Origin of the sequence: Streptomyces sp. NPDC047085 (assembly GCF_040643735.1) — a bacterium.
In the GTDB taxonomy this organism is placed as follows: Bacteria; Actinomycetota; Actinomycetes; order Streptomycetales; family Streptomycetaceae; genus Streptomyces.
The window spans coordinates 832,472-854,986 of the sequence record NZ_JBEYUW010000001.1 but is presented as its reverse complement, the minus strand read 5'-3'; the positions used below and the strand labels follow the sequence as shown (position 1 = coordinate 854,986).

Sequence of the window (22,515 nt, the reverse complement as noted above, 5' to 3'; positions counted from 1 at the left end):
CGTTACACCTCTCTCCGTGCCACGAGGCGGTACGTGTTGGAGAGGCGGGTGCGGCGGGAGAGGGGGGCGAGGAGGTGGTCCAGGGCCGAGACCGCGGTGAGGAGAGGGGTGGCCGCCCGCAGGAGGAGTGGGGGCAGGGGGGCCAGGGCCAGGGCGAGGGCGGCTGAGAGGTCGTAGGGGAGGTGGGGGGATCCGCGGTCCGTGACGAGGACGGTGCAGCCCTGCGCCTCGAGCTCCGCCCTGAGGTTGGGCAGCGGCATCAGGTGGAGGTGCCGGGGCTGACCGTACGGGAGCCACCACCTGCCCAGGAGTCTCGCGAACGCGCAACGCGGGTCGGGGACTTCTACGACCAGGTGTCCGCCGGGACGCAGCACGGTGAGCGCCGCGCCGATCTCCGCGCGCGGGTCGAGCACGTGCTCCAGGTGGTGGAACATGCTGACCACGTCGTAGCGGGCGCGGAGCCGGTCCGCGATGCCCGGCGTGCTGAGGTGACCCCGGTGGGCTTCCTCCACGCGTCCTTCCACGAGCGCCCGCGCGACCCGGGCCGTCGCGTCCAGTCCGTCGAAGCTGGTGTACGGGAAGAACTCCTTCGCCGCCTCGGGAAACCCGGCGTGTCCCGTGCCCACGTCCAGCCAGCTCTCCGGATCGGGCAGCGCCGACAGCGCGCGGGCGGTGGCGCGGTGGCGGCGCCGTACCGCGCGGGCGGAGCGGACGCGCGCGGTGAACTCCTCCAGGCGCCGCTCGTAGAAGTCCCGGTGGTAGAAGGCGAGTCCCTCCGCCGTGAGCCGGGGGTTCTGGAAGGCGTGCCCGCAGGCGTGGCACTCGTCGAGCACGAACGTACTCCGCCGCTGCCGCAGCGGGTCCGGCGCCCGCAGCCGGGTGCGCAGTCGCCCCGAGCCGCACCAGGGGCAGTCCTCGCGGCGCGGCTGGAAGAACGGGTCGGTGGCCTGCGAGGTGAGGGTCGAGGGCTGCATGGGCGGCTCCCTGTGCGACATTCCGCTGCAAAGCGGAACGTATGGGATGCCGATCTTGGGTGCAACGACGTCGTGGTGGTGTGGTGGCGGTGTGGCGCGGAAGCGTTCGTGCGCTGGCGGTACTGTTCGGCGAATGAGCAGGCTTAATCTCGACGACTTCACCGATCTGATCGAGCGCCCTGACGGGGGCGTACGCCGTGACGCCGAGGCCCGGCGGGAGCGCCAGGTCGTGCCGCCCGCGTCGCTGGGGCGCCTCGACGAGCTGGGCGAGTGGCTGGCCGCCGCGCAGGGGGCCGTACCGGTACGGCCGGTCGAACGGCCCCGGGTGGTGCTGTTCGCCGGTGATCACGGAATCGCCGAACTCGGCGTCTCCGCGCGGCCGGCGGGCGGCGCGGAGCAGCTGGTGAGGGCGGTGCTGGAGGGCGGCAGCCCGGTGTCGGTGCTCGCGCGGCGGCAGGAGGTGCCGGTGCGGGTCGTGGACATGGCCCTGGACTGTGCGCCGGACGCCTTCCCCGAGGATGTCGTGCGCCACCGGGTGCGGCGCGGCAGCGGCCGTATCGATGTCGAGGACGCGCTGACCCTGGAGGAGGCCGAGGCTGCGCTCCGGGCGGGTGTCGCCGTCGCCGACGAGGAGGCCGACTCGGGCACGGATCTGGTGGTGCTCGGTGATGTGAGCGTGGGCGGGACGACGGCGGCGGCGGTGCTGGTCGCGGCGCTGTGCGGGACGGACGCGTCGGTGGTGACCGGGCGGGGCGGGCTCGCGATCGACGACCTGGCGTGGATGCGCAAGTGCGCGGCGATCCGGGACGCGCTGCGGCGGGCGCGGCCGGTGCTCGGGGATCAGCTGCAGCTGCTCGCGACCGTGGGCGGGGCGGATCTGGCGGCGATGACCGGGTTCCTGCTCCAGTGCGCGGTGCGGAAGCTGCCGGTGATCCTGGACGGTGTCGTGGCTGCGGCGTGTGCGCTGGTGGCGCAGCGGGTGGCCTTCCGGGCACCGGACTGGTGGCTGGCGGGGCACGACAGCGGGGAGCCGGCGCAGGCGAAGGCGCTGGACCGGATGGCCCTGGAGCCGCTGATGGACCAGGGCGTGAAGGTCGGCGAGGGCGTGGGCGCACTGCTGGCACTGCCCCTGGTCCGGGCCGCGGCGGCGCTGGCCGCCGAGCTTCCCGAAAAGGAACCGGAGGAGCCGGCGGAACCGGAGGAGAAGGAGTAGCCGCTCACGGCCGGTCCGGCACGGGCGGGCCGAAAAGAGGGGTTCGACAGGGCGTGGCCCATATGATCCTCCCTCATGGGAGATGCCCGAATTGCCGCGGAGCAGGAAGCGAGCCCGGGGCGCCCGGGTGACAAGGTGCGGTCGGGCGGCTCAGCCTCATCGCGGGCCGCCGCGTTCGCCGTCTGGTATCTGCGGGCCGTCGCCTTCGTCAACTTCCTCAGCGCGGTGTGGGTGTCGCTCGGCCAGGACGTGCGCCGGCACAACCAGGAGAACTTCTTCACGCCGTACCTGCTGACGGCCGGCTTCGCCTCGGGCGTGTTCACCGCGTTCCTGGCGATCACCATGCGGCGGCGCAAGCGGGCCGCGTGGATCCTGAACCTGGTGCTGAGCGGGCTGTTCCTGGCCCTGTTCGCCTTCGCGATGGCGTTCCCGGAGATCCGGCAGTACGCGCAGAACTGGATCTCCCTGGTGCTGACGGCCGCGTTCGTGGGCGCGCTGCTGGTCGGCCGCCGGGAGTTCTACGCCAAGGGTGACCGGTCCAACCCGCGGCTCGCCGCGACCGTGGCCGTCGGCGGCGGGCTCGTCGCCAGCCTGCTGGCGGGGCTGCTGGTGACGGTCACCGACCGGGCGCCGGACGCGGCCCGTTCGACGTTCCTGGAGCGCTGGCACTACGGCACCCTGCGGCTGGTGTCGGTGGCCGCGGACGAGCACCACTTCCCGGGGATCGAGCCGCCCAACTGGGCGAACGTGGCGATCAACGTGCTCAGCACGGCCCTGGTCCTGGCCGTCTTCTACGCCGCCTTCCGCTCCCGGCGCGCCGTCGACCCGCTCACCGAGGATGACGAGAAGCGGCTGCGGGCCCTGCTGGACCGGCACGGCGACCGGGACTCGCTCGGCTACTTCGCGCTGCGCCGGGAGAAGAGCGTGGTGTGGTCGCCGACCGGGAAGGCGGCCGTGGCCTACCGGGTGGTCGGCGGGGTGAGTCTGGCCTCCGGGGATCCGATCGGGGATCCGGAGGCGTGGCCCGGGGCGATCGTGCCGTGGCTGGCGGAGGCGCGGGCGCACGGGTGGATCCCGGCGGTGATGGGGGCGAGCGAGGAGGCCGGGACGATCTACGCCCGGCACGGTCTGGACGCGCTGGAGCTGGGTGACGAGGCGATCGTGGAGGTCGCCGACTTCACGCTGGAGGGGCGGGCCATGCGGACCGTCCGGCAGGCCTACAACCGGGTGAAGAGGGCCGGGTACCAGGTGCGGATCCGGCGCCACGCGGACGTCCCCGGGGACGAGATGGCGTACCTCGTCGAGCGTGCGGACGACTGGCGGGACGGGGCGACCGAGCGCGGGTTCAGCATGGCGCTCGGCCGGCTCGGGGACCCCGAGGACGGTCGGTGCGTGATGCTGGAGTGCACGGACGGCGAGGGGCGGCTGCGGGCGCTGCTGTCGTTCGTGCCGTGGGGTCCGCACGGGCTGTCCCTGGACCTGATGCGCCGGGACCGGGACTCCGACAACGGGCTGATGGAGTTCATGGTCATCGAACTGCTGCGGCGGGCCCAGGAGATCGGGATCACGCAGGTCTCACTCAACTTCGCGATGTTCCGCTCCGTCTTCGAACGTGGCGCGCGCCTCGGTGCCGGTCCGGTGCTGAGGCTGTGGCGGTCGCTGCTCAGCTTCTTCTCCCGCTGGTGGCAGATCGAGTCGCTGTACCGCGCCAACGCCAAGTACCGGCCCATCTGGGAGCCGCGGTTCCTGCTCTTCGAGAAGAGCGCGGACCTGCCGCGCATCGGCCTCGCGTCAGCGCGGGCCGAGGGCTTCCTGGAGGCGCCGGGGCTGCCGAAGTGGCTGCACCGCAGACACCTGGACACGCACCGATGAGGAACGTTCGATGAGGAGGCTCGTCCGCTGGGCCCGCGCCGAGTGGGGCCTGCTGTATGCCACCGTGCGCAAACCCCTGCTGCGGCGGGGCCCCTGGGCGCTCCCCATGACCCTGGCCGGGGTGTGCCTGACCGCGCTCCTGCAGTACGTGCAGAACCAGCCCTGGGGCTTTCAGCTCGTGCAGAACGTGGGCGCCGTGCGCGCGGAGGACCCGCTGGGGCCGGCGCTCCTGCGCACGCCGCTGTCCCTGTTCGTCCCGGCGCTGGACCTGCCGGTGTGGGGGGCGCTGGCGCAGATCCTGTTCGTGTTCGGGGTCGCCGAGATCTGCCTGGGCTGGTGGCGGACGCTGACCATCGCGTACGTCGCCACGCTCGCCGGGACCCTGTACGCGCGCCTCGGCGTCGCGCTCGGCCCGCACGCCCCGTTCGGTCTGCCCGCCTCGGACGCGCAGGTCGTGGACACCGGCCCCTCGGCGGCCGTGGTGGCGCTCGCCGTGTTCGTGGCCTGGCGGTACGGCGCCCATGTCACGGCGGGCGCGGTGACCTTGGCGATGGTGGCGGAGGTGCTGGTCAAGGAGAACCTGGCGGGCAAGGAGCATCTGGCCGCGCTGACGGCCGTGGGCATGCTGTGCCTGCTGACGGCGGTGCGGCTCGAGTACGGGAGTCCCCCGCCGCCGGTTCACCGGCGGCCGGGCAGCCGGGCCGGGCGCGGGTCGGGCCTGCCGCCGATCCAGTCCTGAACGGCGCGCCGGGGCCCGGCCCAGCGGCGGTCGTGATGGTAGGCGCGCAGGGCGGCCTTCGCGCGGGCGCGGGGGCGGCGGCCGTAGAAGCGGCGGGCCCACGGGGAGCCGGGGCGGGCCAGCCGGACGGCGCCGACGAGCGCGATCAGGGGCACGATCGCCCCGAAGATCGCGATGCGGGCCTTGCCCTTGCCCAGGGCGACGAGCGAGAAGAGGAAGTTCACGGCGATCGTGCTGATGACGGTGCCGCGGTCCTGGAGTTCGTCCTGGCTGAGGTCGTTGACGCCGAACGGCGAGAAGCCCAGCAGCAGCAGACCGACCAGGGCGGCGGTGAGCACGACGGCCTCGACACTCTTGCGGCCCTCCGCGCTCCAGTAGACGTCGTGGAGGTGCAGGATCAGCGCGAACTCGTCCAGCACCAGCCCGGCCCCGATGCCGAAGACGACGGCGGAGAGGGCCGCGCCGACGCTGTGCCGCTCGCTGGCGACCGCGCCGAAGCCGCCGACGACGGTGAGGACGACACCGGGCACGACGTGGTGGATGTGCAGCCCGCCCGCCTTGACGTTGCCGAACGGGCCTCGGCCGGCCCGGATCAGACGGGTGATGGTCCGGGTGACGACGAAGGTGACCACGAACGCGGTGAGGGCCAGCAGCAGCGGGAGCTTGCCCGGCTCCAGGATGTTCCGCTCCCACCAGTGCACCATGTCCGCACTTTAATGCCGGGCGCCATGGGCGGCCCGGCGGCGGGCGGGTACCCTGCGCCGGTGCTCAAGACCTCCCCGCTCGACGGACTCCGTTTCGCCTTCGGCACCCTCACCGTGCTGCCCGTCCGGGTACGCCGCTGGGACCGGGAGGCCGCGCGCGCGGGCATGCTGAACGCCCCGGTCGCCGGACTGATCGTCGGCGGCACCGCCGCCGGGCTGGGACTGCTGCTGCTCTTCCTGGGCGCCGGTCCGCTGCTCGCCGCCGTCGCCTCCGTGGCCGTGCCGGCCGCGCTGACCCGGGGGCTGCACCTCGACGGGCTCGCCGACACGGCGGACGGGCTGGGCAGCGGGAAGCCCGCCGAGGACGCGCTGCGGATCATGAAGCAGTCGGACATCGGGCCGTTCGGCGTGATCACCCTCCTGCTGGTGCTGCTGGCCCAGGTCGCCGTGCTGGCGCAGCTGTACGACGACGCGTGGGCGCGCGGCGCGATCGCGGCGGTGACCTCGGCGGTCGCGGCCCGGCTGGCGCTCACCCTGGCCGCGCGCACCGGGGTGCCGGCGGCCCGTCCGGAGGGGCTGGGCGCGGCGGTCGCCGGGGTGGTGCCGGTTCCGGGCGCACTGGCCGTCACGGCCGCGTTCACGATCGTCTCGGCCGCCTGGGGCACGGTCCTCGGCGCGTACGACGCCCTCCGCACGGCCGCAGCCGTCCTGCTGGCCCTCGCCGCCGCCGAACTCCTGCTGCGCCGCTGCGTGCGCCGCCTCGGCGGGGTCACCGGGGACGTGTTCGGCGCCCTGGCGGAGACGGCGGCGACGGCCGCGCTCGTGGTGCTGTCGCTGGGTCGTTAGGCTCTTCCGCTGTACACGGACAAGAAGTGTGTGATCGGGGGACATCCGTGCTCAAGCTGCGCCGCGCCGCGGCCTGGTTCGTCGACTTCGCGCTGGTGGTGACGGCGGCCTGGCTGCTCGCCGTGTTCACCTTCCACCGCATCACCGCGCTCGTCACCGACGTGCCCGATCTGGCCACCCGGGGCGGCTTCGACCTGCTGGCCTCGCGCGGTGACGTCGTCGACGCCTCCGAGCGGCTCGGCCTGTCGCTGTGGAACACGGCGGTGCTGGACGTGGAGGAGGCCTTCGGGGCGCTCGTCCTCGTCACGTTCCTCTACCAGTGGGCCTGTCTCGCGCTGCTCGGCCGCACCCTCGGCAAGGGCCTGCTCGGCCTGCGGGTCACCCCCCGGCTGTCCCGTCACACCGTACGCCGGGCCGCCGTCACCACCCTCGCCGACGTCGCCGTGTACGCCCTGGCGTGCGTGCTGCTGATCGAGGGCGAGTTCGTGCTGTCGGTGGTGGTGTGGGGGATCGCGGTGGTGCTGTTCTTCGTCAACGCCCTGCCGGTCCTCTCCCCCACCTGCCGCTCCCTCGCCGACCGGCTGGCCGGCACCTCGGTCGAGGGCGCGCTTCAGCGGGCGGAGCCCAGCCCGTGGGGCAGCGTGCCCCAGGGGTGAGCGCCCGTGCCGGGCACCGCGCAGTGCACGTCCGCGCCCCGCTCCCGGGCCGCCCCCTCGACGTCGGCGCCGGGCGGCACGCCGTACACGAGGTGGCACAGCCGCACCCCCGACGCGTAGTTCCGGGGCTGTACGGGTGTCCGCCGGTACGTCGTCCAGGGGCCCTCGAAGGTGACCAGGAGGTCGGCCAGGGCCGCGTACGCCGGGTGCGGCGGGGTGCCGTGGTTCAGCGCGAGCGTGGTGCAGCCGAGCGTCCGGGCGGCGACGGTCAGCCGCTCGCAGTGGGGCAGCGCCCCGATGTCGGTCGGCACTTGGTCCAGGAAGGCGCCGTGCGTGCCGTACCACTCGCGGTGCCGCCGCAGGTCGCGTACGACGTCCTCGTACGGCCGTGTGCCGTAGCCGGTGTCGGTGTAGCCGAGCAGCGTGACGCCCGCGGTCCGCAGCCGGGCGGCGGTCTCGGCGAAGCCCGGGTCGGGGCGGTCGCCGGGGCCGCTCGCGGGATTGAGGACGACGCCGTACAGGCGCGGCGCCGCCGCGAGGATCGCCGCCCACTCGGCGGGGCGGACCGCGGGGTGCTCGTAGTACGGGACCAGCAGGGTGCTCATCGGTGGGCGGTCGCCTTTCCCAACAGGGCGGCGACCAGGGCGACCTGGGCCACGGCCGCGGCCGCGTACACGGCGAGGGCGACGGTCCCCGGTGCGGCCGCGTGGGTGAGCAGCGCCAGGGTCTGGGCGAGGGCGGCGGCGGAGCAGACCGCCACCGCGCCGAGCACGGCACCGAAGGACTGGAGCAGCAGCCCGGTCCACAGCACCACACCGAGCGCGAGCAGCCCGCCCAGGCGGACGCCGGTGGGCGCGGGGGCGTGCGGCCACAGGACGGCGGTCGCGAGCACGAGGGCGAGCAGGGCGGCCAGGTAGCCGGTGAGGCAGCGGGCCAGGGTACGGACGGTGCTGCGGCGGAACGCCCGCGACGTCCCGCTGGCCCGCAGCCCGGCCAGGGTGCCGCCGCGGAAGCGGTACAGCAGCCATTCGGCGGGGCCCATGCTGAGCGTGAGGGCGAGCGCGCCGCGCTCGGCTCCGGCCAGGCGGTCGCCGAGGCCCGCGGACACGACCAGCGCGCCGCTGGCGAGGCCGAAGACGGCGTAGGGCAGGGAGGCGATGAGCCGGGGGCCGCGGGAGGTGCCGGGCACGGCCCCGCACCCCTTCAGGATGCGTGTGCCCGGGGCGACTTCGAGGAGGCCGAGGGTGGCCACGGCGCTGAGGGAGGTCACCAGGAGGAACAGGCGGACGGATACGGGGACGGGGTGGACGAGGGTGAGGAGGGCGCCTCCCGTCAGGGGGGTCAGGGCGGCCAGCAGGGCGCGTTCGCGGCCCATCACCAGCAGCACCCCGGACGCGCCCAGGTAGCAGGACTGGCCGGCGGCGAACGCGGCGGCGGCCGGGTGGGCGGGGCCCGCGACGGCGAGGGCGACGAGCGCGCCGAGCAGCATGCCGGCCGGGGCGCCGACGAGGAGGCAGCGGCGGGCCCCCGGGCGGTCGCCGAGGCTCAGCCAGGAGTAGGCGCGATGGGCGAGCCCCTGGTTCCAGGCCCAGCCGCACAGCGCCCCGGCCAGCAGGGTGAAGGTGCTCCCGGGCAGGCCGTACGCCTCGCGCGGACCGGCGAGCAGCGGGGCGCCCAGGACGTAGGCGAGGCCGGGCAGCGCGAAGACGAGCCCGCGCAGCAGGCAGCCGAGGAGGTCGGCCCGCCAGGGGTCGGCGGGTGCGGTGTCCGGCTCGGGGTGCCGGCGCGGGGTGCGGTCGTACAGTTCCTCGGCGAGCGCGAAGGAGTTCCGGACGCCGTAGCGCTCGCGTATCTGGTCGTCGGAGAGGCCGTCGGACTCCAGCAGGGCGGCCACCTCGTCGGGATGGACGGCCGCAGACACGAACGCGTCGAGTTCGCGGGCGAGTTCGTCGATCGGGTCGGGCTGTGCCCAGTTCGGCCGGCGGGGCTGCTGCGGGATTCTGGGCAGGGTGGCAGGGGTGCGCAGGTCGCTCAGGTCGCTCACCAGTCGGTCCCGTCCGTCGCGACGGTCGCGTACCAGGGGTCACGCAGTTCCAGGGTCCAGTCGGCGACCGTCTCGACGGCGGGCTCGTACACCTCGGGGAGGCCGGCGAGTTCCTGGTAGATGGTGCGGAAGTTGTCGACCGAGCGGCGCAGGGTGAACCGGTCGATCACCCGCTGCCGGGCCAGCTCGCCCAGGCGCAGGCGCCGTTCGTCGTCGCGCAGGAGGGTCAGGGCGGCGGCGGCCATCTTCTCCGGTTCGCGCGGCGGGACCACCAGGCCGGTGTCGCCGACGGCCTCGCGGACGCCGCCGACGTCGGTGGAGACGGTCGGGCGCCCGCAGGACATGGCCTCGATGATCGAGAAAGGGAAGCCCTCGGAGATGGAGGAGAGCATGACGATGTGGCCGGCCGCGTAGGCGCGCCAGACCTCGCTGATGCGGCCCTCGAAGGTGAGGCCGTCGGTGATGCCGAGCTCGGCGGCGAGCTTTTCCAGACGGGTCCCGTAGGCCTCGCCGCCGGCCGGGACCGGGCCGAACAGCCGGAGCCGGGTCTCGGGGAGTTCGGCGCGGACGAGGGCGTAGGCGCGCAGCAGGGTCTCCAGGTCCTTGATGGGGTCGACGCGGCCGCACCAGGCGAGGGTGGGCACGTCGGGTTCGGGGCCGGCGTGCGGGAAGGCGTGCGGGTCGACGCCGTTGTAGACCGTGCGGATGCGGTCGGCGTCGGCACCGCCGCGCTCCTCCCAGCGGCGGTTGTACTGGTTGCACGGTGTGATCAGGTCGGCCGCGCGATAACCGTGTGAATTCAGCTCACGGTAGAAGCCGAGCAGGAACGCCTTCACGGGCCAGCGATGGCCGTTCCCGCGCTGTCCCAGATAGCGCTCGCGCAGATAGATGCCGTGCTCGGTGAGCAGGAACGGCACCCCGTCCAGGTGGTGCGCGGCCAGCGCGGGCAGGGTCGCCAGACCGCTGCTGACGGCGTGCGCCACCGAGTCTTCGGGGATCCGCACGCCCAGCGGGCGCAGCGCGTGTTCCAGCAGGTCGGTGGCGGTCAGCGCGTCGTGCACGGTGGGGCGGGCGGCCGCCGTGGGCAGATGCGGCATCGTCCAGATCCACTGCAGCGAGCGCAGCGCCGTCTCGGTGCGCAGGGCGGCCGACAGCCACCCCTCGCGGGCGATGCGGGCCAGCTCGTACAGCGCCTCGCCGAAGTCGGCGCGCGCCTCGGGGTCGAGGAAGGAGAGCAGCAGATGCTCGTAGGCGTCGGTGAAGCGGCGCCGGGCCCTGCCGTACGGGGCGCGGGCGCGGCCGGGGCGCGGGCCCCAGGTGGGCACGTTGACGTGCCGGCGGACGTTGGACGGCAGCTCCCAGGTCACGGGTTCGCGGCCGCTGCCGGTGAGCGAGACGAGATGGAAGTCCACCTCCGGCATGCCCTTGACGAGCTGGTCGCACCAGGTGCTGACGCCGCCGTGGACGTGCGGATAGGTGCCTTCGGTGAGCATGGTGACGTGACGGCCGGTGCGCGTACGCATGCGTGCGCTGATCCCCCCTGAGATGCGAATGCCTGAAGCGAGCGCGGCCAGCCGGCCCGTCGACCGCGGGTCCGTCATGGCTGGTCGCGCCCGCGCGGCGGAGCCGCATGTCGATACGGCCCCGCGCCCCTTTGGGGCGCGCTCCCCCTACGGCAGTTTCAGTGTCAGTGCCGACTGGAGCGGAGCCGGCGTCCCCCACGCCGAGCGCTCACCGGCGTACGCGGTGCCGAAAGTGGTCGTACCGAGCAGGAGTTGCTGCTTGGTCCCCTCGGGCACCGTGACCGGGATCTGGGTGCCGGACGGGGCCGTTACGGTGACGGTGTTGCCGATCCGGTAGGCGGTGACCTTGCCGCCCGCCAGCGCGGTCTGCCACGTGGCCCGGTTCTGCAGTTCGGCGCCGATGGCGCTCTGGCGCAGGTTGACGATCGGCGTGTTGGCGGCGAACAGCGCCTGGTAGTCGGCGAGGACCCGGTCCAGGACGGGGTAGAGGACGCGGTCCTCGGCCAGGTTGGACTGGTGGGCGTAGTGCGGGCGGGGGTCGTTGGCCAGGACGTGCCCGAGGTCGGTGCGGGCCTCGGTGGGCACGATGTGGTCGGTGTAGCCGGTGGCCGTGTCCAGCGGTGCGCTCAGGCAGGTCGAGGTCGGGTTGTTCTCGCAGATCCCGCTGCCGCCGTCGGCCTTGGACGTGTAGATCCAGTTGTACTCGTCGGCCATCTCGGCCTTGGTGCCCACGTTGTAGTAGACGTTCATCGGGTAGCGGGGCACGGTGAGCGTGCTGCTGCCGACGAGCCGCTGGTCGGGCTCGCGGGAGTTGTCCGAGCCGGTCCACTTGACACCGTTGGCGGCGAGCGCGGGGCCGAGGTTGGGGTTGTCCTGGGGCTGCTGGGGCAGGGTCCTCAGGCCCGAGTGCTCACCGGTGACCAGTTCGCTGCGGTCGGTGGAGAGGCCGTGCCGCTGCGCCCAGTTGTAGTTGTCGGAGATCTGCGAGGAGATCTCGGAGCGGCTCACCCACTGGGTCGAGCCGTCGGCGTTCCTGGCGCAGCTCCACGGCACGGTCGAGGTGTCCTGGACGCAGCCGAGGAACGGGTGGGTGTAGGTGTGGTTCACCCAGCGGTACCTGGCCTTGTCCGCGAGGAGCTGGTCGGTCAGCGCGTCGGTGCCGCCGTGCTCGCTCTTCCACTCCTCGCCGGCGCCCGCGTTGAAGACCATGTCCAGGGTGAAGCCGTGGCTCTGCTGCCAGGAGGCCGCGTACTGGGCGTCGGTCGCGGTCATCCGGATCGGCGTGGTGGTGTCGGTGCCGCCGCTGCCGCAGTCGATGTCCCCGGGGGTGCAGTTGCGATCGGTGTCCCAGCGGGCGTCGGGCGCGAAGACGTCGTCCACGTGGACGGCGAAGTAGTTGCGGGCCTGCCCCAGGTGCACGCCCTGGGTCAGCCACTCCACGATGCCGCGCGCAAGCACCCGGAACTGCTGCTGGTACTGGTTGTAGGCGAAGGTCACCACCAGCTCGCGGCGCCCGTCGTGGGCGTACTCGCCGAGCAGGCTGCCGGTGCCGGTGCCGCCGGGCACGGGGACGTCGACATAGCTGGTGAAGCCGGTGCGGGGCCGCGCGACGAAGCCGTAACTCTCCTGGACGGAGGGCGAGTTGTCCTCGAAGGAGAACGCGCCGTCCAGGTAGCCGAAGGGGCCGCCCGCCTTGCCCGCCGAGGTGACGGTGGCGGGGCTCCCGTCGAGGCCGCCGGCGTAGCCGCCCTGGTCGGTGTAGTCCAGGCCGACCTCGGGATGGGCCCAGGTGTAGGCGTCGACCTGCGGGATGCCGTACGTCCGCTCGTACGTCTCCAGCGCCGTCTGCTCGGCCGAGCCGGCACCGAACGGGGCCTCGTTCGGCAGCACCACGCCCTGGAACTTGGCTCGGGGACGACCGTTCACCGTGTCGCTGAGGAACGCGGCGGTGAGGGTGGGGCGCCCGGAGTCGTCCAGGTCGACGCGAGAGTACGGGATGCCCTCGCTCTGCAGTTGCGCGGTGATCGCGCCGACCTGTCCGCCGCCGTCGTCCACCACCAGAACCCGCAGGTCGATGCGTGGATCGGTGGCGGCCGACGCGTCCGGCGCGGCCGTCCCGAGAGTGATCAGTGCCGCGGCCGTGGCGGTGGCGGCCACGGCTCTGCGGCGATGCGCACGATGCGCCATGGGTTGGTTCCTCCCCCCAGAAGATCCTCTGTGCTGAATTTGCGGAGGATCAGTGGAAATCACGTGATTCGACGGACCGACGGCCCACCGGAACCCGACGAGTGTGGCTCACGTCACCGATGCCCAGGGGTGGGAAGTGGCCACGACGCCACGCACAGGTGAACACCCGCAGGAATGAGCGAACGGGCGCACGCGCGTAGTCTCGTTCCGGGTGTTCGCCGACAGGGTGAAGGCCCCGGTTGCCATACGCCCCCAGGCCTGGACCTAGGGTCGGCTCTCGGGCCTGGTCGACCCACCCCATTTCGGCCACAGCAACTTCACATCGGAAGCGAGATTTCACCACCGTGACTGCTCTGACTCTCAGCACCGCCGCGGCGCCCGGCCTGCGGGCCGACGCGATCGTGATCGGTGTCGCCAAGGGCGCCAAGGGACCCGTCGTCGCACCGGGCGCGGACACCGTGGACAACGCGTACGACGGCAGGCTGGCCGGCGTCCTGGAGACCCTCGGCGCCTCGGGTGCCGAGGGCGAGCTGACGAAACTGCCCGCCCCGGCCGGCTTCAAGGCGCCGCTCGTGGTGGCGGTGGGCCTGGGCGCGGAGCCCGAGAAGGACGCCGGGTACGACGCCGAGGCGCTGCGCAAGGCCGCCGGCGTGGCGGCCCGGGCCCTCGCCGGGTCCAAGAAGGCCGCGTTCGCGCTGCCCGTCGACGACGCCGGCGCGATCGGCGCGATCGCCGAGGGCGTGCTGCTCGGCACGTACTCCTTCGACGCGTACAAGGAGCGCGCGAAGGACGCCAAGGCCAAGAACGGCAAGGCGCCGCTCGCCGAGGCCGCGCTGCTCGGCGGCAAGCCGCGGGACGCGGCCCACAAGAGCGCCGTCGCCCGGGCCCTCGCGGTCTCCGAGGAGCTGAACCGCTCCCGCGACCTGATCAACATGCCGCCGAACGACCTCACCCCGGAGGCCTTCGCGGGCATCGCGCAGGCCGCGGGCAAGGAGCACGGCATCAAGGTGCAGGTGCTCGACGAGAAGGCCCTGGCCAAGGGCGGCTACGGCGGCATCCTCGGCGTCGGCGGCGGCTCGGCGGCCACCCCGCGCCTGGTCAAGCTGACGTACACGCACCCGAACGCGGAGAAGCACCTGGCCTTCGTCGGCAAGGGCATCACCTACGACTCGGGCGGCATCTCCCTGAAGCCGGCCGGCCACAACGAGACGATGAAGTGCGACATGAGCGGTGCGGCCGCCGTGTTCGCCGCGATCGTCGCCGCCGCCCGGCTCGGCCTGGAGGTCAACGTCACCGGCTGGCTGGCGCTGGCCGAGAACATGCCGTCCGGCTCCGCCGTGCGGCCGGGTGACGTGCTGCGCATGTACAGCGGCAAGACCGTCGAGGTGCTCAACACCGACGCGGAGGGCCGGCTGGTGCTGGCCGACGCGCTGTGGGCGGCCTCGCAGGAGAAGCCGGACGCGATCGTGGACGTCGCCACGCTGACCGGCGCGATGATGCTGGCGCTGGGCAGCCGGACGTTCGGGATCATGGCCAACGACGAGGCGTTCCGCTCCGCGCTGCACGAGGCGGCCGAGGAGGTCGGCGAGCCGGCGTGGCCGATGCCGCTGCCGGAGCACCTGCGCAAGGGGATGGAGTCCTCCGTCGCCGACATCGCGAACATGGGCGAGCGGATGGGCGGCGGCCTGGTCGCCGGTCTCTTCCTGCGCGAGTTCGTGGGTGAGGGGATCACCTGGGCGCACCTCGACATCGCCGGGCCGGCGTTCAACGAGGGCGGCCCGTTCGGGTACACGCCGAAGGGCGGCACGGGGTCGGCGGTGCGGACGCTGGTGCGGCTCGCGGAGCTGACCGCGGCGGGTGACCTGGGCTGAGTCGCCCGAGAGCCCGGTCCCGGCCGTAGTACGGCGACCGCAGGGGCGTGGGGGTTGTGTCCCCGCGCCCCTGCAGGCGTACTGCTCCCTCCGTTCGTTTCAAGGGAACGTGGGACGTCTCACACCCCGGCCCGGCGTCTCGATCTCGTCCGACAAGTGCAAAGATGGAGCCCGGCAGGACAGGGCCCCACCGAAGGGCCGAAGCATCAAGCGGCCGGACACCAGCCGCCTGCCGGTCACCGACGACCGGCGCACGGCGCACATGCATGGAGGACGTGACGTGGCGAACGACGCCAGCACCGTTTTCGACCTAGTGATCCTCGGCGGTGGTAGCGGTGGTTACGCCGCGGCCCTGCGCGGGGCGCAGCTGGGCCTGGACGTCGCCCTGATCGAGAAGGACAAGGTCGGCGGCACCTGCCTGCACCGGGGTTGCATCCCCACCAAGGCCCTGCTCCACGCGGGCGAGATCGCCGACCAGGCCCGCGAGAGCGAGCAGTTCGGTGTCAAGGCGACCTTCGAGGGCATCGACGTCCCGGCCGTCCACAAGTACAAGGACGGCGTCATCGCCGGCCTGTACAAGGGTCTGCAGGGCCTGATCGCGTCCCGCAAGGTGACCTACATCGAGGGTGAGGGCCGGCTGTCCTCCCCCACGTCCGTCGACGTGAACGGCCAGCGCATCCAGGGCCGCCACGTGCTGCTGGCGACCGGCTCCGTGCCGAAGTCGCTGCCGGGCCTGGAGATCGACGGCAACCGGATCATCTCCTCCGACCACGCCCTCGTCCTGGACCGCGTGCCGAAGTCCGCGATCATCCTGGGCGGCGGTGTCATCGGCGTCGAGTTCGCCTCGGCGTGGAAGTCCTTCGGTGCCGACGTCACGGTCATCGAGGGCCTCAAGCACCTCGTCCCGGTCGAGGACGAGAACAGCTCGAAGCTGCTTGAGCGCGCGTTCCGCAAGCGCGGCATCAAGTTCAACCTGGGCACCTTCTTCCAGAAGGCCGAGTACACCCAGGACGGTGTGAAGGTCACCCTCGCGGACGGCAAGGAGTTCGAGGCCGAGGTCCTCCTCGTCGCCGTCGGCCGTGGCCCGGTCTCGCAGGGCCTGGGCTACGAGGAGCAGGGCGTCGCCATGGACCGTGGCTACGTCCTGGTCGACGAGTACATGCGGACCAACGTTCCGACCATCTCCGCCGTCGGTGACCTCGTCCCGACGCTCCAGCTCGCGCACGTCGGCTTCGCCGAGGGCATGCTGGTGGCGGAGCGTCTGGCCGGTCTGAAGGTCGTTCCGATCGACTACGACGGTGTCCCGCGGGTGACGTACTGCCACCCGGAGGTCGCCTCCGTCGGCATCACCGAGGCCAAGGCCAAGGAGATCTACGGCGCGGACAAGGTCGTCGCTCTGAAGTACAACCTGGCGGGCAACGGCAAGAGCAAGATCCTGAACACCTCGGGCGAGATCAAGCTCGTCCAGGTCAAGGACGGTGCCGTGGTCGGCGTCCACATGGTCGGCGACCGGATGGGTGAGCAGGTCGGCGAGGCCCAGCTGATCTACAACTGGGAGGCGCTGCCGGCCGAGGTCGCCCAGCTCATCCACGCCCACCCGACGCAGAACGAGGCGATGGGCGAGGCGCACCTGGCGCTCGCCGGCAAGCCGCTGCACTCCCACGACTGAGCCTTCGGTCAACGGGCGCGACGACACAGACTTCCGCAATTCGTAAGGAGCAACCGAAACCATGGCGGTTTCCGTAACCCTTCCGGCGCTCGGTGAGAGCGTCACCGAGGGCACTGTCACCCGCTGGCTGAAGGCCGAGGGCGAGCGCGTCGAGGCCGACGAGCCGCTGCTCGAGGTCTCGACCGACAAGGTCGACACCGAGATCCCCTCTCCCGCTTCCGGCGTGCTGGCCTCCATCAAGGTCGCCGAGGACGAGACCGTCGAGGTCGGCGCCGAGCTCGCCGTCATCGACGACGGCACGGGTGCGCCCGCTGCCGCCCCGGCCGTCGAGGAGGTGCCGGCTCCCCCGGCCGAGCCCACCCCGGCCCCCGCCGCCGAGGCCCCCGCGGCCCCGGCTCCCGCCGCCGAGGCCCCCGCGGCCCCGGCCGGTGGCGCCCAGGGCACGGACGTGGTCCTGCCCGCGCTCGGTGAGTCCGTCACCGAGGGCACCGTCACCCGCTGGCTGAAGTCGGTCGGCGACTCCGTCGAGGCCGACGAGCCGCTGCTCGAGGTCTCCACGGACAAGGTCGACACCGAGATCCCGGCGCCCACCTCCGGTGTGCTGCTCGAGATCGTGGTCGGCGAGGACGAGACCGCCGAGGTCGGCGCCAAGCTCGCCGTCATCGGCGCGCCGGGTGCCGCTCCCGCGGCCGCCCCGGCCCCCGCTGCCCCGGCTCCCGCCGCCGCTGCCCCGGCCGCTCCGGCCCCGGCTCCGGCTGCCCCGGCCGCGCCCGCGGCCCCGGCCGCCCCGGCCCCCGCCGCTCCGGCTCCGGCGCCCGCCGCCGCTGCCCCGGCCCCGGCCGCCCCGGCGCCCGCCCCGGCGGCTCCGGTCACCCCGGCGCCGGCCGCTCCGGCCGCCGTCCAGCCGACCGACGAGGGCGCCTACGTCACCCCGCTGGTGCGCAAGCTCGCCGCCGAGAACGGCGTCGACCTGTCCACCGTCAAGGGCACCGGCGTCGGCGGCCGTATCCGCAAGCAGGACGTCATCGCCGCCGCCGAAGCCGCGAAGGCCGCCGCCGCTCCGGCTCCGGCCGCCGCCGCCCCGGCTGCCGCCGCCGCCAAGAAGGCCCCGGCGCTCGAGGTCTCCTCGCTGCGCGGCCAGACCGTCAAGATGCCCCGCATCCGCAAGGTCATCGGCGACAACATGGTCAAGGCGCTGCACGAGCAGGCCCAGCTGTCGTCGGTCGTCGAGGTCGACGTCACCCGCCTGATGAAGCTGCGCGCCAAGGCGAAGGACTCCTTCGCGGCCCGTGAGGGCGTCAAGCTCTCCCCGATGCCGTTCTTCGTCAAGGCCGCCGCGCAGGCGCTGAAGGCCCACGCGGTCGTCAACGCCAAGATCAACGAGGCCGAGGGCACGATCACCTACTTCGACACCGAGAACATCGGTATCGCGGTGGACTCCGAGAAGGGCCTGATGACCCCGGTCATCAAGCACGCGGGCGACCTCAACATCGCCGGCATCGCCAAGGCCACGGCGGAGCTGGCGGGCAAGGTCCGCGGCAACAAGATCACCCCGGACGAGCTGTCCGGCGCGACCTTCACCATCTCCAACACCGGTTCGCGCGGCGCGCTGTTCGACACGATCATCGTGCCGCCGGGCCAGGTCGCGATCCTCGGCATCGGTGCCACGGTCAAGCGTCCGGCCGTCATCGAGACCGAGGAGGGCACGGTCATCGGCGTCCGCGACATGACCTACCTGACCCTCTCCTACGACCACCGCCTGGTCGACGGCGCCGACGCGGCCCGTTACCTGACGACGGTCAAGGCGATCCTGGAGGCGGGCGAGTTCGAGGTCGAGCTCGGCCTCTGATCTCCCTGATCAGGCAGTACGGCGAGAGCCCCCGTCCGGAGTCCTTCTCCGGGCGGGGGCTCTGCCCATTGCGAGCGGGACTCCGCTACGCGAGGCGTGCCGCCACCAGCGCGAGCCAGCCGCTCACGGCGAACTGGTCCGGGGTCTCGACCTCCATGCCCAGCTCGGCGGCACCGACGGCGTACTCGCTCTCGTCGAGCCCGAGGGCCAACAGTTCCCGGATCTCCCCCACCAGGCGTGCGACGAGCTGCCGGTCGGTCGTCGCGGCGTAGTCGTCCACCGCCGCCTCGTGCCCCCCGAACTCGTCGGGCATGTCCTGCGAGAACCAGCCGCCGAGGAACTGCCCCAGCTCGGGAAACCTGGCATGCCACTCCCAGTGCGTGTCCGGCTTCGCCGGGGCCGGGACCAGCCCCTCCTCGACACTTCGCCGGATGTGGTCGGCGACCAACATCAGCCAGTCCAGGATCTCCGCGTCGGCCAGGCCCACGTCCGGCAGATCGTAGAACTCGCCGAGCCGGACCCTCAGCCGCCCCGGTGGGGTGCGCGCGTACTCCCGCAGCTGGCTCTCGGCGACGGCGAGCGCCCAGGGGCGGGTGTGCCAGGTGTGCCGCAGATACGCGGTGAGAGCCGCGCTCGGCTTCTCCTCGGTGTCGTCGGCCGGCTGCCCGAGGTAGGCGCGCAGGACCTGGTCCAGCTCGCCGTATCCGCGGTCGTGTTCGAGGGGGGTCAGCGCCACGGTCGGACCACTGCCTTCACAGGTAGACGGGGAAACTGGCGTGCACGGCGAACCCGTGCGCGGAGGACGGCTCGCGGCGCAGCACGACCCGGGCGGCCCGTACGTCGACGGCTCCGCGCCCGGCCAGCATCATGGCCTGCAGCAGCACCCTGCCGACGGGCTCCTCGCGGGACGGCCAGGCCGCCTCGATCGTCAGCCGCCGCCGGGTGGACTGGGCCAGCCAGCGGTGGATGACCTGTTCGTTCCGGGTGACCACGTGCTGGGTCGCCCACTGGGCGGTTTCCCGGTCGGGGTAGGTGGCGGTGCGGGTACGCACGGGGCTTCTCCATGGTGGGCAGTACGGATCGCATCACATCAGCGGAATGACCAGACCATCCCGACTTCCGTCTCCGAGACGAGTACCAGGCCGAAGTCGAAAGTGCGCACGGAAAAGGAGTACCACCGAGAAACACGCTGGTAGTAGTCGCGGGTATCGCTGCCGTACCCTGTGTTCGCGTAGAAGTGCGAGCCTTCAGGAAAGCGCGACAGGATGACGCGGGCGTTCGCTTCAAGAGCCTCCCTGCGCTCCTCGAAATCCGGTTCCTTTGTGACATCGATCCAGGGCGTGGAAAGGGCCACGAGGAACCGTACGGCCTGCGAACGCGAGATCTCATGCAGGTAGGACTTCCAGGCATCCGCCGTAGCGAGGGCCTCCGGAGGTATGACGAAGGGGTAGGACGGTTCGTCGAGCCTTTCGAGTTCGCCCTCCCATATGTCCACCGTGCGCCAGCCGCGGGCGTCCCGGGTGTCACCGCGCATCAGGGTGGACAGGTCGTGCACCCAGTTCTCGTGCTCCCTGCTCGTCACCTTGGCAATGGTCGCGCGACGCTCGTACATGTCGATCGCATCGGACCACAACCGCTCGTCGAGTTCGGCCATCGCTGTCTCCTCACTCATCATTGGGGCATGGACGTCAGGACCACGAACGGCGGGTCCAGGTTCGGTTCGTATTTGAGTACGGTCAGAACACCGTGAGCGTCCTGTGGCGGCGTCGGCCGATCATTCACCACCGGCGCCGTACGCCCTGTCACCGCCGGAATCCCGAGAGGCCCCGAAGGCACCGCGGCCACGGAGAAGTCCTGCTTTTCACCCGGCACTGGAGGCGGCGGGCCTTTAAGCCACTTGTCGATTTCTGCCGTATTGGTTCGGATATTGTGCTGAGTGTAATACTGTGCCGATTCCAGGTCAGTGAAGGAGGAAGCAGCGGGAATATCGACCTTGCCCGCCCCGCTCGCCTCGTCTCGCAACCGCTGTGTCAACTGCTCGTCCGTCAAACCGACATGCTTGTCAATGCTGTGCCCACCGTACAGTTCCTCCTCGGTGGCAAGATCGATGGAGTACTTGTACGGGATCGTGCTCTCCGGCCGCTGCCAGCTGTGCTCCTTCTTGAAGTCGTTGAGGGAGCGCGCTCCGTACCCTTCCGCGCGGGCCTCCTCCGCCACGAACGTGGGCACGCTGAGCAGTGCCTCGTCCAGCTCGGGCTCCAGCTCCTTCAGCTTGGCGGCTGCGTCGCTGAAGGCCTGGTGGTACTTCTCGACCGCCGCGTCCGCGGCCGCCTTGTCCATGTGCGAGCGGAACGTCATGACGATCTCGCCGAACGCCAGGGTCGCCCCGAGCCGCGTCATCTCGAACGGGTCGAGGTCCGTGGTCAGGTCCCTGACCGTGGCCTTCGCCGCCTCCTTGCCGAGCCGAGTGGTGGTCTCCCTGGTCGTCACGGCCACCTTGGCCAGCTCGTCGAGCTGGTCCTGCACTTTGGTCGCGGTCTCCATGAGGATCTCGATGATGGGACGCCGCTTCGCGGGCACGACTTTGCGGTCCGTCTTCCAGGTACGACCGATGGAGATCCGGTTCATCTGTTTGTCATAGGTCCTGCCCCATTCGGTGGTGCCCCAGACGGTCTGGCAGAAGGCCTTCATGGCGCCCTGCCACTCGTCGTTGCCCTTGTTGTTGCTGATGAACTTGATGGCACCGTTGAAGTCGTCGGACGCGCCCTTGGCGGCCTTCTGGGCCGCACCCCAAGCGGTGGCCATGTCCTTGAACTCCTCGTCCCGGCACCCCGGCGTGATCTCGTGCATCTTGCCGAGCCTGAGGCCGTGCTCGATGGCCGGCCGGATCACATCGGCGAGGAAGTCGGGTATCTCGCCGAGGATGCCGGCGATCTCCGAGGAGTCCGCGTCCTCGCCAGTGCCGGACCACTTGATGTCGTTGACCGGGCCGTACGTGGGCGGCTTCTCGATGACGACGGGCGGCGTCTTCGCCACGGGCGGCGGGCCGTACATCCTGCGCGCCTGCCAGTCGGCCTGGACATACTTGTTCGCCGTTTCCGTCAGACCGACGGCGACACCGCCGACACTGACCACGCTCTTCGCCCAGAGCTGGAGGAACTTCTCGCTCACGCTCTTGTACGCGGCCGCGAAGGCGTCCGCGCCCCAGCCGGCGCCCGCCGACTGGCTGTACTCGTTCAGCATCTCGACCAGCGCCGTGGCGCCCTTGTCGTAGTCGAACTGCCCGTCGCGCACCACGAGGGAGGTGTAGTACAGGTGCTGCGGCTGTACGTCGAATCCGCCGCCGCTCGTCTTGGGCGACCGGGTCCGGGCCTCGGCTTGCTCCCTCTTCCGCTCCTCGTCGGTGGGCCGCCGCTCGGCCATCAGGCGCCGCCCCATCCCCGGAGCACCGCGCTGTGCGCGGCCGCGTACCCGCGATGACCACTGGTCACCACCTCGTGCAGCCACTTCTGGGCCGCCTGCAGGTCCCTCGCCGACTTGTCCCACTTGTCGAGCTCGCGGAGGAACACCTCGCGGGCCTCGCCCTGCCAGGACGCGACGACCGGCGCAAGGCGCGTGTAGAGGTCGTCCAGGCGTCCGTCGAGCTGCTTGAGGATGTCGTCGAGTTCGACGGTCAGATGTTCCAACGTCCCGAACGAGACCGCTATGTAGTCGTCTTCGGCGCTACCGCCCTGCATGCCACATTCCCCCGTTCCGGACGGCGCGCTGCCGCGCGGCCGTCCCGCATCGCGTCGTTCACTGACAACGGCTGGGTCACAGCCGGTCGAGGCCGCTGCGCGGGCGCGCCGACGGCACCTCGGCGGGCGTGGAGAGCTTGTCCGCCTCGGCCTGGACATCGACGTGCACGGCACGCATGCGAGCCAGTACCTCGAGCTCCGTCTCGGTGAACCCGTCCCGGCTCAGTCGCACGGCCTCTTCGAGGTTCTTCATGACCTCGCGGATCCGGACGGCGTCCTCGGCGACCGAGTGGTGGAGCTTGCGGTACTCGACCGCCGCGGGCCCCTGCCAGCCCTCTTCGATCTCGTCGACGAGCCGGTCCATGCGCTCGACCTGCCGGGTCAGGTGACTCTGCATCGTGTGGAGGTCGTCGGCCAGCTTGGTCAGATCTTCGTGCTTGGCCGCCAGATCCTTCTTCTGACCCACCACGCCCCCGTTCCGCTCCGCCTCGGCTGCCTGCTGCGTCCGCGAGAACAACGTAATCGAAGGCGGGTTCGACAGGTGCAGGTTTGGCGGACGGCGCGCCCCCACTCCCCATGTGCGCCTCGTCTCACCTGCACCAAAGCACGCCCACCCGCCCCACCCGCGGAG

At 71.9% G+C, this 22,515-nt stretch carries 20 protein-coding genes; 8 read left to right on the top strand and 12 right to left on the bottom strand.

Annotated elements, in window-relative coordinates:
- Nucleotides 1-2: 2 nt before the first annotated feature.
- Complete coding sequence (locus ABZ865_RS03630) at nucleotides 3-974, bottom strand: class I SAM-dependent methyltransferase (RefSeq protein ID WP_361223153.1); 972 nt, start codon at nucleotides 972-974, stop codon at nucleotides 3-5.
- Nucleotides 975-1,107: 133 nt separating this feature from the next.
- Here ABZ865_RS03630 and cobT point away from each other — a divergent pair, with 133 nt between their 5' ends.
- The 3 genes from cobT to ABZ865_RS03615 all read left to right on the top strand — a co-directional run bounded on the left by cobT (nucleotide 1,108) and on the right by ABZ865_RS03615 (nucleotide 4,798).
- Entirely contained in the window at nucleotides 1,108-2,187 is a 1,080-nt protein-coding gene (gene cobT, locus ABZ865_RS03625; protein WP_361223150.1) for a nicotinate-nucleotide--dimethylbenzimidazole phosphoribosyltransferase, read from the top strand.
- Between the two features lie 75 nt (nucleotides 2,188-2,262).
- Complete coding sequence (locus ABZ865_RS03620) at nucleotides 2,263-4,059, top strand: phosphatidylglycerol lysyltransferase domain-containing protein (protein ID WP_361223147.1); 1,797 nt, start codon at nucleotides 2,263-2,265, stop codon at nucleotides 4,057-4,059.
- A 10-nt stretch (nucleotides 4,060-4,069) separates the two neighbouring features.
- A complete protein-coding gene (locus ABZ865_RS03615; RefSeq protein ID WP_361223144.1) occupies nucleotides 4,070-4,798 on the top strand; it encodes a hypothetical protein in 729 nt (242 codons plus the stop codon).
- On the opposite strand, the gene ABZ865_RS03610 is transcribed toward ABZ865_RS03615, so the two are convergent.
- Nucleotides 4,738-5,502 (bottom strand): hypothetical protein, encoded by a 765-nt coding sequence (locus ABZ865_RS03610; RefSeq protein ID WP_361223141.1) that lies wholly within the window; start codon nucleotides 5,500-5,502, stop codon nucleotides 4,738-4,740. The genes ABZ865_RS03615 and ABZ865_RS03610 overlap by 61 nt on opposite strands.
- A 60-nt stretch (nucleotides 5,503-5,562) precedes the next feature.
- Here ABZ865_RS03610 and ABZ865_RS03605 point away from each other — a divergent pair, with 60 nt between their 5' ends.
- Nucleotides 5,563-6,348, top strand: a complete 786-nt coding sequence (locus ABZ865_RS03605) for an adenosylcobinamide-GDP ribazoletransferase (protein WP_361223138.1) — start codon at nucleotides 5,563-5,565, stop codon at nucleotides 6,346-6,348.
- A 47-nt stretch (nucleotides 6,349-6,395) separates the two neighbouring features.
- Nucleotides 6,396-7,004, top strand: a complete 609-nt coding sequence (locus tag ABZ865_RS03600) for an RDD family protein (RefSeq protein WP_361223135.1) — start codon at nucleotides 6,396-6,398, stop codon at nucleotides 7,002-7,004.
- On the opposite strand, the gene ABZ865_RS03595 is transcribed toward ABZ865_RS03600, so the two are convergent.
- From ABZ865_RS03595 to ABZ865_RS03580, 4 genes are all read right to left on the bottom strand, one after another.
- Complete coding sequence (locus ABZ865_RS03595) at nucleotides 6,959-7,609, bottom strand: spherulation-specific family 4 protein (RefSeq protein WP_361223132.1); 651 nt, start codon at nucleotides 7,607-7,609, stop codon at nucleotides 6,959-6,961. The genes ABZ865_RS03600 and ABZ865_RS03595 overlap by 46 nt on opposite strands.
- Entirely contained in the window at nucleotides 7,606-9,048 is a 1,443-nt protein-coding gene (locus tag ABZ865_RS03590) for a hypothetical protein (protein WP_361223129.1), read from the bottom strand. Before ABZ865_RS03590 ends, ABZ865_RS03595 begins: the two co-directional genes overlap by 4 nt.
- On the bottom strand, nucleotides 9,045-10,571 hold the full coding sequence (gene pelF / locus ABZ865_RS03585; RefSeq protein ID WP_361223126.1) for a GT4 family glycosyltransferase PelF: 1,527 nt from the start codon (nucleotides 10,569-10,571) through the stop codon (nucleotides 9,045-9,047). Before pelF ends, ABZ865_RS03590 begins: the two co-directional genes overlap by 4 nt.
- A 147-nt stretch (nucleotides 10,572-10,718) precedes the next feature.
- A complete protein-coding gene (locus tag ABZ865_RS03580; protein ID WP_361223123.1) occupies nucleotides 10,719-12,758 on the bottom strand; it encodes a hypothetical protein in 2,040 nt (679 codons plus the stop codon).
- Nucleotides 12,759-13,102: 344 nt separating this feature from the next.
- Between ABZ865_RS03580 and ABZ865_RS03575 the strand changes: the two genes are divergently transcribed.
- The 3 genes from ABZ865_RS03575 (at nucleotide 13,103) to sucB (ending at nucleotide 18,147) form a co-directional block, all read left to right on the top strand.
- On the top strand, nucleotides 13,103-14,629 hold the full coding sequence (locus tag ABZ865_RS03575; protein ID WP_361223120.1) for a leucyl aminopeptidase: 1,527 nt from the start codon (nucleotides 13,103-13,105) through the stop codon (nucleotides 14,627-14,629).
- A 280-nt stretch (nucleotides 14,630-14,909) separates the two neighbouring features.
- Nucleotides 14,910-16,298 carry a dihydrolipoyl dehydrogenase gene (lpdA, locus tag ABZ865_RS03570; protein WP_361223117.1) on the top strand — a complete coding sequence of 463 codons (1,389 nt, stop codon included), beginning with the start codon at nucleotides 14,910-14,912 and terminating at the stop codon, nucleotides 16,296-16,298.
- Nucleotides 16,299-16,359: 61 nt separating this feature from the next.
- Nucleotides 16,360-18,147, top strand: a complete 1,788-nt coding sequence (gene sucB / locus ABZ865_RS03565; RefSeq protein WP_361223114.1) for a 2-oxoglutarate dehydrogenase, E2 component, dihydrolipoamide succinyltransferase — start codon at nucleotides 16,360-16,362, stop codon at nucleotides 18,145-18,147.
- 85 nt (nucleotides 18,148-18,232) lie between these two features.
- Here sucB and ABZ865_RS03560 read toward each other — a convergent pair whose 3' ends face one another.
- The 6 genes from ABZ865_RS03560 to ABZ865_RS03535 all read right to left on the bottom strand — a co-directional run bounded on the left by ABZ865_RS03560 (nucleotide 18,233) and on the right by ABZ865_RS03535 (nucleotide 22,353).
- The gene (locus ABZ865_RS03560) at nucleotides 18,233-18,883 is read right to left on the bottom strand and encodes a contact-dependent growth inhibition system immunity protein (protein WP_361223112.1); all 651 of its coding nucleotides are present in this window, start codon (nucleotides 18,881-18,883) and stop codon (nucleotides 18,233-18,235) included.
- Nucleotides 18,884-18,899: 16 nt separating this feature from the next.
- Nucleotides 18,900-19,199: an RNase A-like domain-containing protein gene (locus tag ABZ865_RS03555; protein WP_361223109.1), complete on the bottom strand. Its 300-nt coding sequence runs from the start codon at nucleotides 19,197-19,199 to the stop codon at nucleotides 18,900-18,902.
- 38 nt (nucleotides 19,200-19,237) lie between these two features.
- Entirely contained in the window at nucleotides 19,238-19,801 is a 564-nt protein-coding gene (locus ABZ865_RS03550) for a hypothetical protein (protein WP_361223106.1), read from the bottom strand.
- A gap of 17 nt (nucleotides 19,802-19,818) precedes the next feature.
- The gene (locus tag ABZ865_RS03545; protein ID WP_361223103.1) at nucleotides 19,819-21,444 is read right to left on the bottom strand and encodes an RNase A-like domain-containing protein; all 1,626 of its coding nucleotides are present in this window, start codon (nucleotides 21,442-21,444) and stop codon (nucleotides 19,819-19,821) included.
- Between the two features lie 125 nt (nucleotides 21,445-21,569).
- Complete coding sequence (locus ABZ865_RS03540) at nucleotides 21,570-21,884, bottom strand: WXG100 family type VII secretion target (protein ID WP_361223100.1); 315 nt, start codon at nucleotides 21,882-21,884, stop codon at nucleotides 21,570-21,572.
- A gap of 76 nt (nucleotides 21,885-21,960) precedes the next feature.
- Complete coding sequence (locus tag ABZ865_RS03535; protein WP_361223098.1) at nucleotides 21,961-22,353, bottom strand: WXG100 family type VII secretion target; 393 nt, start codon at nucleotides 22,351-22,353, stop codon at nucleotides 21,961-21,963.
- Nucleotides 22,354-22,515: the final 162 nt, after the last annotated feature.

Bases quoted from the DNA above. Each gene is read 5' to 3' on its own strand.
- ABZ865_RS03580 (WP_361223123.1), bottom strand. From the start codon at position 12,758: ATGGCGCATCGTGCGCATCGCCGCAGAGCCGTGGCCGCCACCGCCACG.
- ABZ865_RS03630 (WP_361223153.1), bottom strand. From the start codon at position 974: ATGCAGCCCTCGACCCTCACCTCGCAGGCCACCGACCCGTTCTTCCAG.
- pelF (WP_361223126.1), bottom strand. From the start codon at position 10,571: ATGCGTACGCGCACCGGCCGTCACGTCACCATGCTCACCGAAGGCACC.
- sucB (WP_361223114.1), top strand. From the start codon at position 16,360: ATGGCGGTTTCCGTAACCCTTCCGGCGCTCGGTGAGAGCGTCACCGAG.
- ABZ865_RS03610 (WP_361223141.1), bottom strand. From the start codon at position 5,502: ATGGTGCACTGGTGGGAGCGGAACATCCTGGAGCCGGGCAAGCTCCCG.
- ABZ865_RS03615 (WP_361223144.1), top strand. From the start codon at position 4,070: ATGAGGAGGCTCGTCCGCTGGGCCCGCGCCGAGTGGGGCCTGCTGTAT.
- ABZ865_RS03620 (WP_361223147.1), top strand. From the start codon at position 2,263: ATGGGAGATGCCCGAATTGCCGCGGAGCAGGAAGCGAGCCCGGGGCGC.
- ABZ865_RS03540 (WP_361223100.1), bottom strand. From the start codon at position 21,884: ATGCAGGGCGGTAGCGCCGAAGACGACTACATAGCGGTCTCGTTCGGG.
- cobT (WP_361223150.1), top strand. From the start codon at position 1,108: ATGAGCAGGCTTAATCTCGACGACTTCACCGATCTGATCGAGCGCCCT.
- ABZ865_RS03595 (WP_361223132.1), bottom strand. From the start codon at position 7,609: ATGAGCACCCTGCTGGTCCCGTACTACGAGCACCCCGCGGTCCGCCCC.
- ABZ865_RS03550 (WP_361223106.1), bottom strand. From the start codon at position 19,801: ATGGCCGAACTCGACGAGCGGTTGTGGTCCGATGCGATCGACATGTAC.